10 protein-coding genes are annotated in these 18393 nt (G+C 50.1%); 1 reads left to right on the forward strand and 9 read right to left on the reverse strand.

Annotated features, from left to right (window positions below):
* Nucleotides 1-192 precede the first annotated feature (192 nt).
* Entirely contained in the window at nt 193-930 is a 738-nt protein-coding gene (locus tag JT719_RS22025) for a GntR family transcriptional regulator (protein WP_207435925.1), read from the forward strand.
* A gap of 516 nt (nt 931-1446) precedes the next feature.
* On the opposite strand, the gene JT719_RS22030 is transcribed toward JT719_RS22025, so the two are convergent.
* The 9 genes from JT719_RS22030 to JT719_RS22070 form a co-directional block, all read right to left on the reverse strand.
* Nucleotides 1447-3825, reverse strand: coding sequence for a GH92 family glycosyl hydrolase (locus JT719_RS22030; protein ID WP_207435926.1), 2379 nt, complete (start codon nt 3823-3825; stop codon nt 1447-1449).
* A 217-nt stretch (nt 3826-4042) separates the two neighbouring features.
* A complete protein-coding gene (locus JT719_RS22035; protein WP_207435927.1) occupies nt 4043-5425 on the reverse strand; it encodes a sugar porter family MFS transporter in 1383 nt (460 codons plus the stop codon).
* Nucleotides 5426-5548: 123 nt separating this feature from the next.
* Nucleotides 5549-7414, reverse strand: a complete 1866-nt coding sequence (locus JT719_RS22040) for a class I mannose-6-phosphate isomerase (protein WP_207435928.1) — start codon at nt 7412-7414, stop codon at nt 5549-5551.
* A gap of 714 nt (nt 7415-8128) precedes the next feature.
* Entirely contained in the window at nt 8129-9796 is a 1668-nt protein-coding gene (locus JT719_RS22045) for a carboxylesterase/lipase family protein (protein ID WP_207435929.1), read from the reverse strand.
* 271 nt (nt 9797-10067) lie between these two features.
* On the reverse strand, nt 10068-12866 hold the full coding sequence (locus JT719_RS22050) for a glycosyl hydrolase 2 galactose-binding domain-containing protein (RefSeq protein ID WP_207435930.1): 2799 nt from the start codon (nt 12864-12866) through the stop codon (nt 10068-10070).
* Nucleotides 12867-13083: 217 nt separating this feature from the next.
* Entirely contained in the window at nt 13084-14769 is a 1686-nt protein-coding gene (locus tag JT719_RS22055) for a DUF5060 domain-containing protein (RefSeq protein ID WP_207435931.1), read from the reverse strand.
* A 230-nt stretch (nt 14770-14999) separates the two neighbouring features.
* Complete coding sequence (locus JT719_RS22060; protein WP_207435932.1) at nt 15000-15980, reverse strand: glycoside hydrolase family 26 protein; 981 nt, start codon at nt 15978-15980, stop codon at nt 15000-15002.
* Nucleotides 15981-16186: 206 nt separating this feature from the next.
* Nucleotides 16187-17203, reverse strand: coding sequence for a glycoside hydrolase family 26 protein (locus tag JT719_RS22065; protein ID WP_207435933.1), 1017 nt, complete (start codon nt 17201-17203; stop codon nt 16187-16189).
* 257 nt (nt 17204-17460) lie between these two features.
* Nucleotides 17461-18393 (reverse strand): hypothetical protein, encoded by a 933-nt coding sequence (locus JT719_RS22070; RefSeq protein ID WP_207435934.1) that lies wholly within the window; start codon nt 18391-18393, stop codon nt 17461-17463.

Below are 18393 nucleotides of genomic sequence, written 5' to 3' on the forward strand. Positions count from 1 at the left end.
CCCGGGAAAGATACTTGGACTCCGCGGTTGAGCCTCTGCCTGACAATAATCTAACCACATGTGATTCACGGCTTTTGTATATTTGTGGCTTACGTACTATAATCCGGAGGGGGTATTCCTGGTTTTGGGAATACAATTCTATTCTAACATAGTACTCCTTACACTCTCTTAGGCTGATTAGACCCCGTTGTTATGCACCTGACTCTCGACAGGAGGAACCCTATCCCTCTACATATCCAGGTAGAATACCTGCTCCGTGAGCTTATAGAAGATCCTATCTATAAAAACGGGAAACTGCTGCCTAATGAAATGGAATTGTCGAAGCAGCTGGCGATATCAAGAACCACGGTGCGGCAAGCAATCAATAAGCTTGTGTACGAGGGGCTTCTTATAAGGAAGAAAGGGGTGGGCACAAGGGTTGCCACCCCTTCCGTAAGCTCGAAGTCCCAAAATTGGCTTAGCTTTTCACAGGAAATGCAGGCCCGGGGAATACCGATCAAAAACTTCGAACTTCATGTGAGCTGGGTACATCCAGAGGAGAGCATCGCTAATTTCTTCGAGATACCTCCCCAACGAATGGTGTTGAAACTGGAAAGGCTACGGGGAAGAGAAGAGGGGCCCTTCGTTTATTTCGTTTCTTATTTTCATCCCAGAGTCGGTTTGACGGGGGAGGAGGACTTCAAGCGTCCCTTGTATGAGATTCTGGAAAACGATTACTCTATTGTGGCGCAACTGTCCAAAGAGGAAATCACCGCGAAAGGGGCCGACAGTACTATAGCCAGGAAATTAGAGATGAAGGTTGGGGAGCCTGTCCTTTTCAGGAAACGCTTCGTGTATGACCAGGGTGAGCGCCCCCTGGAGTATAATTTAGGGTACTACAGAGCCGACAGTTTCGTGTATACCGTGGAAAGCAGAAGGACCCAGGGGTAAAGAACTGAAACCAGCTCCAGGGAGGTGGCCGCAGCAAGTAACAGGCTATGCCTACTCCCAAGCCTCCACAGGGAGACGGTAGCCGGTTTCCTTCATCCCGGCACTGGTTACTATCACGCAAGAACACGGTTCCGGAGCATCCGTGCAATGCAGCGGGAAGCCCCGGAACGTACCACTACCCAGCCCCGGACAGGCCGTTGCATTCAGGCTAACCATTCCCTTTGAACTTGGATCCGGGCGCCTGGATTCCTGCCATACACGATTGCCCGATCCACCACGCCCCTCTCCCTCTTGCCGTATCTGCCCAGTCTCCCCAAGGGATCCAGGGTTTCTGGCTGAATCCCTGGATCTGGGTCTACGCGCCTGGTTAAGGATGCTGAAGGGCTCTTCTGGCTTTGGTCTGTATTCAGCGAAGCGGCCAAAGGCAGGCTCAAAACAGAAGAGCCCTTTGATAGGTCGGATAGCTTCTCCGTAGACGTCGCGGAGGGCTTATACGGCATCCTTCATGCCAGATCGTTATTTCACGGTGGGAGGAGCAACCATGGTGCCCCAGGTCTCATTGGGCTGGTTACCCATGACAAATTCCAGCTTACCGCCCGCCATTACCTCATCCAGGTACAACCAGCTATTGGCCAAAGGCTTCCCGTTGAAAGAGGCAGACTGTATGTACACGTTATCTGCTGCATTGTTCTTGGTTTCAATGACGAGCTTCTTCCGGTTGCCCAGCGTGATGGTGGCCTTGTCAAACAGGGGGCTTCCAATCTGTATGATAGGCCTGGCATCGGTGAAGCCTTTTACGTCAAAAAGACCCAGTGAGGCCATTACGTACCAGGACCCTAACTGCCCTTGGTCCTCGTCCTGCCCGTAGCCATAGCCATGCACGCCCTCTGTCCCATAAAACTCATTGCAGATGGCCCTGGTCCACTTCTGGGTGAGCCAGGGCTTACCGGAGAAGTTAAAGAGCCAGCTTATGTGCAGGTTTGGCTGGTTTCCGTGATTGTAGATGGCGTTGATGCCCGCAAAGGCATCAATGGTTTTGCCACCACCAAAGGCGTTTTTCTGAGACTCCTTGAAAATATTATCCAACCTGGTGTTAAACTCTTCCCTTCCCACCGCAGAAATCAGGCCTTCTGGGTTGTGGGGCACAAAGAAAGTATACTGGATGGCATTTCCCTCCTGGAACCCTCTCCAGGCTTGATACGGATCGAACGGGGTTATGAAATTGCCCTTGGGGTCTTTGGGGTGAATAAGCTTCGACTGGGGGTTGAACAGGTGCCTCCAGCCGTCCGAGTACTTCATTAACTTCTGGTAGTCCTCTGTTTTGCCCATCGATTTGGCCATCTGGGCCGCTGCGTAGGCACTGTAGGCGTACTCCATGGTATGCGATGCTGAAAACGTGGAGCCGGTGGAATCGGTGATGAAGGTATCACCGCCCCCTATAAAAGGGGAGTACCCTCGTTCCACGAAAGCTTTTACATCCATCTTACCGGACCCTTCTTTCCTGTTTTTCCAGCTCATCTCATTTTCATACACTGCTTTATAGGCCAGCTCCGTGTCATACTCCCGGATGCCCGCATTGTAAGCTGCCGCAACGGCCAACCCTACCATGTTGGTACCTACCCCGGAAACGAAATTACTGTTGGCTATCCCGTCGCCGAACCATCCTCTTTCCTTGTAAACCTGTAACTGGGTATGCACGAAATCATTGTAATGCCGCGGGTATGCTAAAGTCCACAATTGCGTCAGGTTCCAATAGCCTCCCCAGATCGCGTCGGTATTCATGAAATTATAGCTGAAGTCTCCTTTTGCGTCGCGGGGTAATTGCCCGATCGCACCGTCGTGCCGGGGGAAGGCGCCATTCACGTCGCTGGCCACTCCGCGGCCTAGCAGGGCGTGGTATAAGCCGGTATAAAACTTGGTTTTATTGTTCTCCTCAGGGCCTTCTACCTGCAGCTTCCCTAGTTCTTCCCGCCATGCTTTCTGGGCCTGTCTTTTGGCTTGCTCAAAGGACAGCTTCTCGCCTTCCGCCGCCAGGTTCAGTTTGGCGTTCTGCGTGGAGGTATAAGACAGTCCGACTTTGATTTCGATGGCCTCCTGATTTTGGGTTTCATACTCCAGGAAAAGCCCGGCTCCTTTGCCCACCGCAACGGTTGAAGCAGACTCTACTCCCTTTTCCGAAAAGGAACCCACCCGCAGAGGTTTCCTGCTTATCTCGCCGTAGAAATACATAGAGACTTTCCCTTCTGGGTCGTATTTCTTGACATATTTCGGGTAGGTATGCACAAAGCCCTCAAAATGCGTATCATCTATCATTCTAACTGACGCATCCGTGATCCAGCCGCTTTCCCCTTGCACATTACCAATATCCAGGATAATCCTCGATTGCTGGTTCTGGGGGAAAGTATACCGGTGGAACCCGACATGCTTGGTAGCGGTCAGTTCGGCTGTGATCTTGTAATCATCCAATAGGACTTTGTAATAGCCGGGCTGCGCCAGCTCGTTTTTCCTGTCAAAATCAGACCGGTAGCCGCTATCGCTCTTTTCCAGCTCGCCGGGTTTTACTTTAAGTTCTCCGGCCGTAGGCATAAAACTCACCCCGCCTACCTGCCATTCGTGGAAATGCACAAAACCCTCTATCGAGTTGTGCCGGGTATCATAGCCTACAGCCTCCCAGCCATCTTTATTCCCGTAATGCCCATTGGTGGAGGGGGCTAACTTGGCCATGCCATAAGGCACTGCGGCCGGGGTATAGAAAAACCAGCGGCTGTGGGCGGTTCCTATATTGGGGTCAACGTAACTAAGTACATCTTTCTCATTCCTGGTTACGGCGCAGGAGGCTAAACCCAGAGATAAAACAAACAGGGATGTTTGTAAAAAGGAGTTTCGTATTTTCATGAGATGGGATAATGAGTGTATGGTTATGTTTCAAAAGAAGCTCCGTTCCCCGTTATGCCTGGGTGAGACCTTCCCTTTCAGCGGTCTGGAACCTACCGGCTTACATGTGTGCCCCCCTGAAACAGGTAGGTGCCGGTAACCGTCTGAAACCGCTGGTTGGATTCAGTCTAAGGGGTAGGAAAGCACGAAGCGTTTCCCTGAGGGCGGATGGACATACCTAATGGCCAGCCCACATGCCTTGTATTTCCTCCAGGGATTTGCCTTTCGTTTCCGGCACCAGTTTCAGCACTACCCAAAACGCGCACAGGCAAAAGGCTGCGAAAAACCAGAAGGCCATGGCTGCGCCTACCCAGGCTAAAAGAATGGGGGTAACCTGGCCTACTATGGTATCCGCTATCCACATGGCCATGATACTGAGCGCCATGGCTCTCCCCCTTATTTTGTTGGGGAAAATCTCTGCCGCTATCACAAACTTCAAGGGTCCTATGGAGAAGGCAAAACAGGCCAGAAAAACTATAATGGAAAGCAAAAGGGAGAAACCGGTACTACCGGTATAAAAACTAAAACCGGTGAATAACAGACTCAAGGCCGCACCAATCGAGCCGACCAGGTAAAGGGGCCTGCGGCCTAACCTATCCACTTTCCAGATGGCAATCAAGGTAAAAACCAAATTGGCTAACCCAAAGATAATTTGCCCAATCAAAGCATTACTCAAATCGATACCGGCGTCATTGAGAATCCTGGGCCCGTAATAGATCACCGCATTGATACCGCTGAACTGGGAGAATACAGGCAACAGCAACCCAATCACCAATGGCTTCCTCAGTTTCGTAGAGAAGAGCTCTTTGTATGAGCCGGTTTCCTGGTTGGAGGTTTTTATGATATTGGACACGTCTGCCTGCGCCTCGGCCTTGCTGCTGATCTTGGCCAGGACTCGCGTCCCCTCTTCTATTCTATTCTTCTGTACCAACCAGCGGGGGCTTTCCGGCACGAACAGCAAGCCTGCCAAAAACAGAACCGCCGGCACAGCCCCCAAACCGAACATCCCGCGCCAGACCTCCTCCAGCACCAAATAGTCCATCAGATTCCCCAGGCCCGTAGCCCCCTGCGATAACGATATACTCAACAGGCCGGCGTTCGTAAGATAGGCCGCCAGGATACCCACCGTTATTGCTAACTGGTAGAAAGTAACCAACCTACCCCGTACGGCCGCAGGGGCAATCTCCGAGATGTACAGAGGCGCTACGTTGGACGCCACCCCGACCCCTATTCCGCCCAGCATACGGGCAAGTACCAGAAGGGTAAAATTCGGCGCACCGGCGGTACCGATAGCAGACAATAGGAAAAGTAGCGCTGACAGTGTCAACATGGCCTTGCGGCCCCATCTGTCGCTCAGTTCACCGGAGAAGGCTACCCCAAGGATACAACCAACAAGTGCGGAAGACACAAACCAACCCTCCTCTGCCGCAGACAAGACAAACTGGGTTTTCACAAAAGGTAGAACCCCTGAGATAACCGCCATGTCAAAGCCGAACAACAGCCCCCCCATGGTGACAACCGCGGTGATAGCAAACAAGTAGAATGATTTAGTGGACAACATACCAGAGAAGTGAAAGATAAAGCAATAGGAATAAAAGCATCAAGGCAGGGTTCGGCATCCTGTGTACCCAAAGAGGGTATCTCCCCTATACCCAGGGCATACCTTTACAGGGAGGTAGCCCCCCTAACAGCATTCATCCTTCACAAACGCCTTCACCACTTTCACCGGTGACCGACCGTTGTTCACCAGGGTATAGGACGTTGCAGCGGCAGGGATCACAAAAGTCTCGGCATACCTCACTTGCTGCTCCACATTGCCGGTTTTTACGGTAATGGCGGCTCCTTCCACTAAGCTCAGGATATGGCATTGGCCCTTCGTTTCCGAATGAACTTCGGTTTCAAACTCAAAGCGGTGAACCGCGTAGAAATGCTCCGGATGGGTGGAAAGGTTAACCAGTTGCCAGTCAGCCCCGTTCTCAACAATGGTTTGCTCTGAGATGAGCTCCCTGGCTACCTTGTCTCCCTTTCTGTCAAAGTCCAGGTTATCGAACGCTCTTTTGATATTCAGGGGACGCGGGTTACCGTCCAGGTCCAGACGGAGCCAGTCATACATTTTGAAGGTATAGATGTAAGGAGTGCTGCTTATTTCCAGTACCATGTTGTCTATCCCGGAGCAGTGCACGGTTCCGTTGGGAATCAAGAATAGCTCATGCTTTTTGGCTGGGAATACCTGCACGAAATCCTCTACCTGAACAGCCACGTTGGCTGCCGCACTTCTCTCCAGCGTAGTTCTGAATTCATCCGCTTTGATGTTCTCCTGAAAGCCCAGGTATACCTTCGCTCCAGGTTTGGCATCTAGAATATAGTAGGTTTCATCTTGCGTGAAAGTTTCCCCGAAGTTGTCTCTGATGTAGGCATTGGTGGGATGGCACTGCACGGAGAGATTCCCTCCCCCAAACGTATCCAGAAAATCAAACCGAATGGGGAACTCATCTCCAAAGCGCCCTGCCGCCTTGCCTAGGATGGCTTCATTGTCATAGTGCATCAGGTTAGCAAAACTCACTTCAAGCAGGATCTTGCCGCTCTCAAACACAATCCCATTTTCCGGGGTGATAAGCTCAAAGGACCAGGCATAGTTTGGAACATCAGGTGAGATGCCCTGAATATTCTCCTTTATCCAATTTCCTCCCCATGCTCCCGCTTCAAACCAGGGCCGGGCTCTGAAAACATTTTCAGAGGCCTTTTTCAGGGCATTCCTTAGATCCTCGCCGGACATCCAGGAGATGTCTGTGCCTCTTTGTTCATCTACCCAGGCAGAAACCTTGGGCAGCCATTCTTTTTTGTGCCTGTTCATTACAACCCAATCCACAAAGAAGAACCTTTTGTATTGCTGCTTGGGAGAGCCGGGGGTCGACTCCCCTATATTGGTAATCACCCCCGCCCTGGACCGGTACTGTACCTCATTTTTGGGCACCTCAACGAATATAACCGGGCAATCCCAGTTCACCAGGGCGGCGCCCGTACCATGAAGCACAGTTAGTCCCTCATTTGACGGGTGAATGGCCTTGAGCTTTTCTCTATCGAAGAAATCCAACAAACCACCTTCAAACAGCCGTCCAAAGACAGGATCATCCTCACCCAAGTAAGGAGAGACCATCCTGTTCACCTCTTCTTCCTGCTTCAAGGCGCCTCTTATATCCATAAGCCTGACCTGAACATTCCTGGTTTGTGCAACATTGGACAGCTGCCCGAGAAACGTATTCCAGCAAACCCCCGGATCCCCATCTATAATTACCTGCTGATGGGTGCACAGCCAGTCAACCAACGATTCGAATCCTGCAGCGATTTTTCCGTCTTCGATTCTGAACGACGGAAACACATCGTAACCATCCACTACACCTTCCTTCTTTAGCGGCAGCATGTATTGCGAGGTATTTCGGAAATCTCTTGGAGAGCAGATGGCAGTACCAGTTGCCCTATCCCCTAAAGTCTCCTCCATCTCTGTCCTAACGTTCTGCGATGAGCTTTCCTTTTCAGTGCTATGATTCATGATGATTGAAATTGGTTAGTATCCCAACAGGCGTAGTTGACTCCAAAGAGTAATATATACATCCCCCGTATTCGATATGTACATACATACCTACAAATGTAGAACTAATATCCAGTTAGGCAAGGGAAATCAATCCTTAATTGGAAACCAAGGAATAAATAGGCACACTGAAAGAATCAAAGGTTAGTATCCCAGCACTTACTTACCAGGTGGAGAGGGCCCTTGGCAATGGTCAATTCCGCCTCATAAAGAAGCAGGTTGATTACACCCCACAGTCTGCACCTGAGAATTGATGCGGTGCTTCAAAATGATTACTGAACCCTCGTGGGAATGGGACGGATGTCCCTTGGATCAGGAAAGATTTCCCTGCCGTTTCCCAGCGGCAAAGGGAAAGTGAAGAGCCTGCATCTCCACGAACACAACATCCCCCCTTGCACTACAATATATCACAAGGGTTTTGCTTTATACCGGGCACATGTAAGCATTTGATGGTCTCTGCCTGATTTGTATTAGGCCCATATTAGAATGGGCTAAGTAAACTAAGATCCGCTTAACCCTTGGGCTTAGTTGTTATGACCTGAAAAGTTGCTCAGCTAGGCGATGCTCTCTCCATTACCACAGTTCTAATCTCCTTTAGACCTCCTTTATTTCTAGGAAAGGCTCTACGAATAAGGGCTGAGACTTAGGATCAAGGGTGTTTTCTAAAGCCCTTTTTTAGGATAGCTTTTGCCGGGCTTCCCTATCTGGGTCGTACTCAACCTTGCACTCATCATTAAGAACCATTGTCTCTCCTTTCTCCAAGGTATATTGAGGCCAATTAGGTAGGTCAGCGCCATTAGGATCTCCCTTATGCATGAAGTTCAACAAAGCACCAGCCATTTTTTTTGCTAGGTTTCTTGGGCGGGCGCCCCCTCCAGTATGGGTTACCATTCGGTCGGTGTTAAGAAACCAGAAACTGATGTCTAAGCAGTGAAATGACCGCATCCGGTGATTGAACAAAGGTGAACTCCAACCGAACCAAGCCATATAGACAGGAGCATTTTGCTTAAGTTTGGCGTTTGCAGTCCTTATCACTGCTTCTCTATTAGATACAATCAATGACCAAATTTCGATGGGTTTCCTGTTTGGAAAGGTTTTGTCATACGCACTAACTATTTCCGCGGCTTTGTCGCCATAGGCACTCCTGAGTTTGTCAATAACTCCCTCTAATGTAATATTCTCTAACTCTGGTTCGGTGCGGCCTGGAGCCCACTCATGGAAAGTGGTACATAGCAGCATAGGAACGTTGGGAGAAGCCAAGGAAGCGTCCGCATAGAACTGCCCTTCCGGTAAATGCAATCCATCTGCCACGGGGCCAAAGCCACCTCTTCTCATACCAGGACCTCCCCTTTCTTGCTCCATTCTTTTAGCCGCTCTGTTGGCCAGGACCAGGTATTCTTTCCAGGGTAGTTCCTGCAGCTGGTCAATTTGGGAAGGGGTGAGGTTGGCTTCCTGCAGGATGTATCTCCCCAGCTCCTGCGAATAGGTTCTGTCCACTCCTTTGACATCTGAGCCGCTCAGGGCAACCGCTTTGTGTACCAATCCTTTTGCCTCTGGCATGGCGGCCACGACACATACCTTGGCACCACCCCCAGATTGCCCCATTACCGTGACGTTTCCGGGATCTCCTCCAAAGTTCTCAATGTTTTGGTTTATCCATTTCAGGGCCGCCAACACATCCAACATGCCCACATTTCCGGAGTGTTTGTATTTCTCGCCTCCAATGGCGGAGAAATCCGAAAAGCCGATCGGGCCTAGCCGATGGTTGATGGAACAGAAGACCACATTTCCGTACTTGCTGAAGCTCTCACCGTGGTAGCCGTCCTGCTCCAGACCGTTCCCTTTGCTAAACCCACCGCCGTGTAGCCACACCAGTACTGGCCGCTTTCCCCCATCGGTTAAGCCTGGCGTCCAGATGTTCAGCCGCAGGCAATCTTCGCTTACCTCATCATAGTTCCAATGGTCTACAAAGGAATAGTAGTTTTCGGGTTTGCGGTCATAGATATCCTGCGGGGCTGAGTTTCCGGGGTACACCGCTGGGCGCACTTCTTTCCACGGCTTCGGCTCCTGAGGAGGCATGAACCTGTTCTTGCCTGAGGCATCCGCGGCGTAGGGAATACCCAGAAACGAATACACACTGTTCATCATATATCCCTTGACTTTTCCGTAGTTCGTCTGGGCAAGGGCTATATCATCTCCTATGAACAGGACCTGTCCGTCATTCTCCGGGTCCCGTGATTTTTCAGGCACTGTGCAGGACGATAAAGAGAGGGCGGGTGTTATGCCTAGGGTGGCGGCTCCTAAGCCCGCTTTCGCAACAAAGTTTCTTCGGTTCATTCTCATGCTTGACATTCTTCCATTTCACGCCTTGGGGCTTTTATAATCTATTCCATACACGTTCAGCAGTGGTGCTACTAGGCATCCATACTCCTTTTATGCGCTACTTTTTAGAAAACAGTCCCAAAACCAGAATGGTCCGCTAACGCTTACGCCAGCAAGAGGATGGTGAGCCTTCTCAACACAGAAATACCAAATTACCGCCTGCCCTTCTTTACAAGGTAAGAAAGAACTGTGTTTTGGCAGAAGGAGTTTCTACCCCTTAGGCAAGAGGAAATTATTCAAGCTCTTGCAAAACATTGTACCCCTCCGCCGTGAGCGACAGTTTCTCATGCTTCACCAACTCCGGGTAGGTCACCTGTATTTGCTTCTTTTCGCCGGGTAACAACGTGAAGTAGCCATCTGAGAAATAGGCGGGTAAGACTTCCTTGTTTTCAGCTGTCTTTAAACCAAATTTAAGCGACAGGGCAGGGATTGTGGTTGAATTAATGACTTCGTACAGGATGGTATGCTTCTGATTATCCTGCTTCAGGAGCCTGCCTTGCAGCTGCACCTGCGGAAGTTGGTTGAATGCCTTAAAGTCCCCGTTCTTGGGGTTGGTTTTCCAGTATTCGTTTTGTGACAGTAGTTCCCCGGCGTTTCCCTTCAGGGTAAGCCTGATCAGGTACACCTCCGGAAGACCTTCGGGTAAGTCAGGCGTGAATACTGGGGTGAGTTGGTTGGCCGCTACCATAACCGGGCGTTCCAGTTGCTGGGCTCTTTTACCGGCAAGGTCATACACCTCAAGGGTTACTGTTGCTTGGGGGAAAGACCGCATAGTGGTATTTACCACGGCTACCTGATTATCATGCAGGTTCATTTGCACATGGACAGGCTCACAGGCCTTCTGGGAGCCGTAGTATGAGCCATGGGTTCCATAGTCCCAAGTATACGTTTGCCAAATCATGCTGGGCCAGGCCGGGTGAGACATCCATAGGAGTACACCACTGGTGTTGTGCCAGAGTTTACTGTTCCAGGCCTCAAATATGGCCCGGTGGCTGTCATAGTTGATGAACTGCACCTTTCTGGTGAACTCCTCCACACTTCGCGGTTTTCCATAAAGACTGTCCACGGCACCTATGTACTGTTTCTGCTGGTGTTCAGCATGGAAGTCATGGTAATACCAAGTATCGCTGATGGGCCAAAGGTCTTCCTGGGGGATAAACTTGCGGAGGGTTTTGGCTTCAGGAACCGAGAAGGTGCCGATCTCTGTGTTAAAGCCCTGGGCGTTGTTCCTGAAGTAATCGGCGGGGTCTTTGAAGTAGTGCCAAGGTCCACTGGGGCGGAGGTTCAGGTAACGGGAGTTGGGCTGATAGAGGCGGGTGCCGTCTTCGTTCATAATCAAGGTAGCCAGTGCGTCCTCTAAACTAACTGGCGCGTACCCCTCGTTCCTGGGGCACCAGAGGGCAATAGAAGGATGGTTCCGGAAGCGTTTCACCACATCGGCGGCATTCTCTAGGAACAGCTCATTATCTTGGGGCTCCAGATTATACCCTTCGGTTGAGAGCCAGAAATCATTCCAGACCAGGAGACCGTACTCATCGGCAAGATCATAGAATACCTCCTCGGTACTCTCACCGGTCCAGTTCCTGATCATGTTGAAATGGGCGTTCCGGTGCAGTTTAAAATAAGGCTCCAGCCGCTCGCGTGAAACGCGCTTCATCGCATCATCCATGCCCCAGTTGCCGCCCCGGCAGAAGATGCGCCGCCCGTTTACCCTCAACACCAAATAGGGAGCTGTGCCTTTTTCAGGCAGATGCGGGAATAGGTCAGGATTTACCCCCTCGCGCAGTTTAGGGACATGTACTTCGGGCTGCACTTCCCGGCGGTTCAAATTGTCAAACAACAGCTTCCGTTGAGCACGGAGATTGGTGGGGGCATACTCAATGCGCCTGGCCTGTTCCTGCGGGAAATCAACAGACATTTCATAGGTGAGCTCCCGTACGCCAAACCTGATATGCCGTTCATCCGAGAGTTGGTTTCCGTTTTCGGTTATGCTCAGCCGCATCTGGTAGAGTTCCGGATTGCCGTAGCCGTTGGGCCACCAAAGCCGAGGGTTCTTCATGGTAAGTTCTTTAAACTGGGCAGGCGCAAAAGAGACCGTCTTGATTTCGCCCGCCTTGAGGGCGACTTTTTGGCTGACTTCGGTATTCTCCAGCTGTACAGTTACCGTAACGGTTTTAGGCTTTTTACCCGAGTTCCAAACTTTAGTAATGAGGGTAAGCTGGGCTTGGGATGTATCCGGCAGCGGAAGGTCTGTGATGACTTGCGGGTCTTGCAGTACTACATCACCGGTGAACGTAAGTGTCACTTTCTGCCAGAGCCCGATGTTGCGGTCTCTGATGCCCGGGACCCAATCCCATCCTTCAGAAGAGATAAATGTGGGGCCGTCCAGGGCCAGGATGCCTCCGTTTGGCCCCTGCCCCGTTAGCGAGGATTCTTCATGCGGAATGCCTGGATGAAGCGGCGGTAAAATATGTACAGCCAACACGTTCTCTCCGCCTGCCACCAAATTGTTGGTGATGTTGTAGGTGCCTCGTTTGAATGCTCCTCTCATGGTACCTACTGCTTTGCCGTTCAGCCAGATTTCCGCCCGGTAATTGACGCCATGTAAGGTAAGCCAAACAGTTTTGTTTTTCTGAGCCTCAGGGATGCGGAAGGAAGTTCTATACCACCAATCTTGCCGGCAGAGCGTGTCCGGAATCACGAGGTTGTTCAGCCCAAAGTACGGATCCGGGTAAATGCCTTGTTCCACCAAAGTGGTCAGCACGGTGCCAGGCACGGTGGCGTTGTACCAGGCAGCACTGTTATGGGCCGGTTTGGAAATAGCGGATCCACTGCTCCCCACCTTGCTGGCTTCATACATTTCCCATCCGTTGGCTATCTCAAAAGCTCCATCCGTTAACGGAAGCAGTTGGGTGTAAGGCGTTGTTTTGGATTTCCGTTGTACTTTGGTTGGCACTGCTTTTGCCTTTGGCAAAGTACTTTGGTCTTGGGGCTTAGAGAGGCCGTAGTTCAATTTAGACGTCTGTGCCATCGCTGTTTCCCCTACGAATGTATTTCCCAACAAAAGGGCTGCTACCAGTATATATTGAATTTGTTTTATAAGAAGTACCTTATCCGTCATTGCCGTGCTTGAAAATACCTCACGTAAAATCCGTTTAGAGGAAAACAGCTCCTCCACATTTGGGCTGATTACCCGAAAACAGGGCCAATACGCCAGGTGATATATTTGCCTGCTGCTGTTAACACCACTATTTGCTTGATAGAATCAGAACCATTTCCTGCCGTGGGGCAAACTTTACCCGCGGCATTATCAGTTCTTGGTTTTTGGTGCTAAATGAGGTAAGCTTCTGATACTGGCGGCTTATCGGGGCGAAGGTCTGTGCCTCTTTAATTTTTCCCTCTTTCACCTCAAATGAGATATCTGACGTTAGTTCCGCTGGGGAATTGTTGAGCAGATAAACGAAATATTTGTTTCCGCACTTCATTCCGTAGGCTTCTAACTTATCAGTAGTAACTTCAAATGGTTCAAAGCTGCCCTTTCCAGAGGCCAGCATCTGGTCATTGATTTCTTTCACAGAGTTGAAATACGAGGTCATCTTGCGATCATCAAACAGTTCCCACCACCAGGTCATGGGCAAAATGGGCGTGGGGTTGAAAAGGCCATACCATAGGCCCCGCTTGTAATCGTAATCCCACTCTTCCCCGTATTTGGGATCTGCGTCCTCCCAACGGTAGCCAAACTCCCCGATCACATATGGCTTGCCGAAGGTGCTGATGTAGGTTGGGTAAATGGACGGGATTTTCCCTGTGTGTTTGTAGATGTGTTTCTGATTGAAATCCAAATAGGCTATGGCGTTCAAGCCCGCTATGTCACGGTGGGAAATGCTGGTGGAGACCAAATGCTGGTAGGGATCAATGTCTTTGAGGTAGCGACTCATGTCATCGTGCCACTGCGTTATGGCTTCATGCGGAATAATCACGCTATCGGCCGCGGTAAAAGCTGCGTTGTCTACTTCGTTGAAGAACTCCCAGACTCCTATGTTGGTGCTGTATCCCCAACGGGCCACGATGTAGCGCAATTTGTTTTTGTATTTCTCACGGGCCCTTTGCGAGGTGAAAAACTCTGTAGGGGTTTTGGCCGGCCCACCGTTGACTTGGTTGTAGTTGCTGTTTTTCCAGCCGCCATTTTCCATAAGATGTCCATGCCAGTCAAAAGTGAGCATGAAGTACAGATTTAGGGAGTCGCAGAGTTGTAGCAGTTCCTCCATCCGTTGTATGGCACCAGGGTGAAAGTACTCTTGTGTGTTGGAATACCGTTTGGTGGAGCTTACTTTCTTCCATTCCAGCGGCAAGTTCCAATAGCACATCCAGGTCCGGAAGAAGTTGGCCCCGTTTTTAGATAAGGTGGGGAGTAGGTAATCATACGTCCATTTATCGTTCTCAAACGAACGTGACTCCCATCCCACGTTTTCTCCTATTCCCCTGAACAGGGTGCCGTCATCAAACTTAAAGGTGTACAAATCATTCTTGTGTAGAAACCCCGGTTTACCTCCCTTCCTCGCCTCAAATATTTCGGGTTTAGATTCATCCGAAATGTTTTTCCCGCCCAACCGAAAGTACCAGCTGTAGGTGCCGACTTCCTGGGGGGTGAACCTCGCTTTCCATTCAGAGGCATTTGTGTTCCCCTTCTCAAAATAACAAGGCAATAACAGCGGTTTTCCAGATGGAGAAGTCAACACCATGTCCAGGGTGATTTCTTTCTGGTCATAGGGATTCGTGAACGGGACCTGCAGGTTGATGGTCCATTCCGCTTTCTCAAACTGCTTTATGGGAGCTTTGGGCCGGGTCACGTTTTCGATTCTATTCTGGGCAACTGTTGCTTTGGCCAGGGTAAGCAACAGGAATAGAAGCAAAACTCTGAGTGATGCTTTCATGGAGAATGGATAAACAAGGTCAAACATGGCTGAATCTTATTCAGCCCAAGGATAGGAATAATGCAAAAGCCAAGGAACCATTATGAGGACCTTACCTTCCTGCCAAACAAAACAGGCACTTACACGGTCCAAAATGGAGGGGACAAAGTTCCCGTTTTCCGGATAGATCAAGGAAAACACCCGAAAAATGGGAACCGCACGAAGATGAATGAAGGGATTTGGCTTCTGCCTTATTTAGCTTTTTGCCAGCCTGGCATCTCATCCAGGGTGATGACTCTGTCCGAGTGGTACAATGCCTTGATAGCCTCCGGGGTATTGCTCTCTTTCACCAACTCTGACCATGCCATGAAGAATATCCATCGGGGTTGTTCCTTAAGCATTTCCGGGGTAGGTAGTTTGGCACACTCCCCAATGGCCATCGGTTTATTTCCCACAATTGGCAGGATATAGTTGTACCAGGACGGATCAAACCCCTGGTCATACACGTCAAAAGCAAATACATCCCAGTATTGATCACCCGGATTGTACTCGGCGAAATCACGGCTCATGTCTTGCATGTCCCACACCCAGATCAGGTTAGTCAGTCCTTTCTCCTTTACCATGTAATCATGGGTGATCTGGTACAGGCGAGCCGTTCCATTTGGCCCGGGCCTTCCACCCCACCAGAATTTACCCTGGTTCATTTCATGGAGAGGACGAAACAGTACCTCTACATTATTATCCTTTAGGTATTTGAGATATACCGCGATGTCATCCATTCGGGCTTTCCACTTTTTGTTCAACGGCGTTCCATCAGTGATGATTTCCTGCCACTCCTGGTCATTGAGCTGGGCGTTCAATAAGCCCGGATCCCACCCGCAAGGCTCTCCCTGGTTGGGGGGGCAGCCATGCCACATGATATTGACGATGGCTCCTTTTTCCCACTGGCGCTTGGCTTCATGGATCATAGTCCACCTTTGGTCTATGTTTTCCTGCTGAAACAGAAAGTCACCGCTCCACAAAGCGGGGTATTTGCCAGTCGTTTCGGCAATGTACTTGGACCATCTCTCAGGTTCGCTGTTCGGCTCGCGGTTATGCTGCCCGGCTATAGTTTTTGATCCGGATATACTTTTAAGATAATCAAGGGACTTAAAAGGCTGTGAGCTTCTACAGGAAGAGAAAAGTACAGTAAAGAAAGCAAACAGAAGCAAGGGGGAAATACGCAGATTCATAGTATGGGAGTTTGGGAATTTGTATAAAGAAGGGAGTCCTAATAGTGATGGCCTGCCGGGTTAGCCTGATTTCCCGGCAAGGAAGGTCCGCTGTTATTCCTTCAGGAGATACCCTGAACGGAATAACAGATTACGGTGACCTGATCCCAGTTGGAAACTGGAGGTGGATTTAGCAATACAAAGCAACAGAAGGCAATGGATGGATACTACCAACCTGGCATTTCATCCAAGGTGATGACCTTTGAAGAGTTTTGCAGCGCCTTCATCTCTGCAGCTGTGTTCCTTTCAAAGACCAGTTCGGACCATCCCATATAAAATGTCCATTTTGGCTGGTAGGTTAATTCTTCAACAGTGGGCAATCTCTCGCATTCCCCGATGGCGATCGGTTTGCCTTTAGCCGCTTTGACCATGGCATTATATTTCCCTTGGGAGAATCCGCTGCCATCGTAGAAGTCCAAAGCCGCTATGTCCCAGTACCCTTCACCAGGGTTGTAGTTAACAAGGTCATTTTCCAGAGTTGAAAAGTCCTGCACATCCCACACCCAGATAAGATTCGTCAAACCTTTGGTCTTGGTCATGTAGTCATGGGTGATCTGATAAAGTCTGCGGGTGCCGTTCGCCCCCGGTCTTCCGCCCCACCAGAAGTTCCCTTGGTTCATCTCGTGAAGTGGCCTCCATAGCACTTCTACCCCTTTGTCTTCTAGGAACTGAAGGTGAACACTGACTTCATCCATCATTGCCTTCCATTTAGCATTCAATGGTGTGCCATCCGTGATCAATTCAGTCCATTGGGCATCTGTCAATTCGCTCAGGACTCCATTTGAATCCCAGCCACACGGCTGGGACAATGCCGGGTTACAGGCATGCCACATGATGTTGATGATAGCCCCTTTTTTCCATTGGTTCCATGCCTCATTCACCATGATCTGGCGATTATTGATATTGTCGGCTTGGAACAGGAAATCTCCACTCCAAAGCCCTGGGTATTTACCCGCTACCGTATTCATCTCCTCAGTCCACCGTGCTGGGGTTGCGTTCGGCTCCCGGTTATGGATACCGGAAACGGTTTTCGAACCTGAGATACTGTAAAGGTAGTTCAGCGTCTTGAAGGGTGTTTGAGGGGTGACCACCGGTATTTCAGGCTCTGGCTCGTTTTCCTTGCTTCCGCAGGAGGAAAAGAGAGATAAAGCGGTTAATGCAAAAACTACAATTCTGTTGTTCATATAATATCGTTTAACGATCCGCGGAAACGTGGTGCCTGGGGGCGGATTCTAGCAGGTAGATAGAAACTGTTAGGAGCAGTGCCAAGCCTTAAAGGGTTGCCGATACTTTTCAGCTAGGCCACTCTCGAACAGGCCCTTTGGGGATTTTCTTAAAAAGGGTGCTTAAGGTATCCGATATATTTGCTAAGTTAATGCGGAGTAGAGGTATAACAGGAGGTGTAAAAGGCTGAAGACCGTTTATCCCCAGCCTTTTGTGGTTACTGTTTCTTCACCTCCACCCAGAACCTTCTAGGTTTTTTGACAAACTTATCATAATCGGAATAGATATTGTTCCAATCATCTGTGCCATTCAAGGTAAACTCAAAAGCGTTGTCGGTGACGGTCTTGTTCAGACCATTGCCTAAGCTGATGCTCCCCGGTCCCACGAAGGAGGCGGTGGCGGTGGTATTGTCGGCAAAGGTGAAGGTCACGGTATTGGCAGTGTAGTTACGGGTCCAGGTACCCACTCCCTTGGGGATTTTCCTATAGAAGCTGTTGACATCCGTCTGGGGATTGCCCACAAAAAGGAAATTGGCATATTGACCATCAGGACCGGCGTTGTTCGTTACGGTGCCGTATGTATGGCCCTCCGCGGTTACGCCGGTAAATTCAAACGTCAGGGTATTGTCCAACTCTGCCTCAGGCCCTCCAGCTGCTGGCCACACCCAGGGTTTATCCGTCATTTTCAAAACGGCCCCTCCTCCATATTCCGGTCCGGTGCCACCGAATACAACCAACCCGTTGATGTCATAGGTCCCAAGAAGAGTCTCCGTAAAAGGAACCAATTCCACTTGCCAGTCACGCGTTTTGCCTGATTCAGAAGTAACTGTATAAGTTGCCTGGTTATTGTTAGCCGCAAAGTTTACCGGCTCACCTGAACCAGGGGAGATGGTGGACTTATACGAAGTCTGAATCTGAGGAGAAACCTTGCTTAGGTCTGTGCCTGGTTGCACTAATACCGTAACTGTAACTTTCCCTTCCGTTCTGTCAACAACGGCAGGGCCTACTTGCACCAGATCCCCTCCGAGGGTTACAGCTTCTATCGACCTTTCGTTGCTGACTACCCCATCGTAGGGATCTTCGACACATCCTGTACACAAGGCAACAAATACCAACAGGAGGTTTATGTTTAAGATGATTCTATTTTTCAT

The sequence above is a fragment of the Sabulibacter ruber genome (genome assembly GCF_017355955.1).
Lineage (GTDB): Bacteria > Bacteroidota > Bacteroidia > Cytophagales > Hymenobacteraceae > Nibribacter > Nibribacter ruber_A.

Excerpts from the sequence above, each read along its gene's own strand:
- JT719_RS22055 (WP_207435931.1), bottom strand. The coding sequence starts at position 14,769 with ATGAAAGCATCACTCAGAGTTTTGCTTCTATTCCTGTTGCTTACCCTG.
- JT719_RS22065 (WP_207435933.1), bottom strand. The coding sequence starts at position 17,203 with ATGAACAACAGAATTGTAGTTTTTGCATTAACCGCTTTATCTCTCTTT.
- JT719_RS22050 (WP_207435930.1), bottom strand. The coding sequence starts at position 12,866 with ATGGCACAGACGTCTAAATTGAACTACGGCCTCTCTAAGCCCCAAGAC.
- JT719_RS22030 (WP_207435926.1), bottom strand. The coding sequence starts at position 3,825 with ATGAAAATACGAAACTCCTTTTTACAAACATCCCTGTTTGTTTTATCT.
- JT719_RS22070 (WP_207435934.1), bottom strand. The coding sequence starts at position 18,393 with ATGAAAAATAGAATCATCTTAAACATAAACCTCCTGTTGGTATTTGTT.
- JT719_RS22045 (WP_207435929.1), bottom strand. The coding sequence starts at position 9,796 with ATGAGAATGAACCGAAGAAACTTTGTTGCGAAAGCGGGCTTAGGAGCC.
- JT719_RS22060 (WP_207435932.1), bottom strand. The coding sequence starts at position 15,980 with ATGAATCTGCGTATTTCCCCCTTGCTTCTGTTTGCTTTCTTTACTGTA.
- JT719_RS22040 (WP_207435928.1), bottom strand. The coding sequence starts at position 7,414 with ATGAATCATAGCACTGAAAAGGAAAGCTCATCGCAGAACGTTAGGACA.
- JT719_RS22025 (WP_207435925.1), top strand. The coding sequence starts at position 193 with ATGCACCTGACTCTCGACAGGAGGAACCCTATCCCTCTACATATCCAG.
- JT719_RS22035 (WP_207435927.1), bottom strand. The coding sequence starts at position 5,425 with ATGTTGTCCACTAAATCATTCTACTTGTTTGCTATCACCGCGGTTGTC.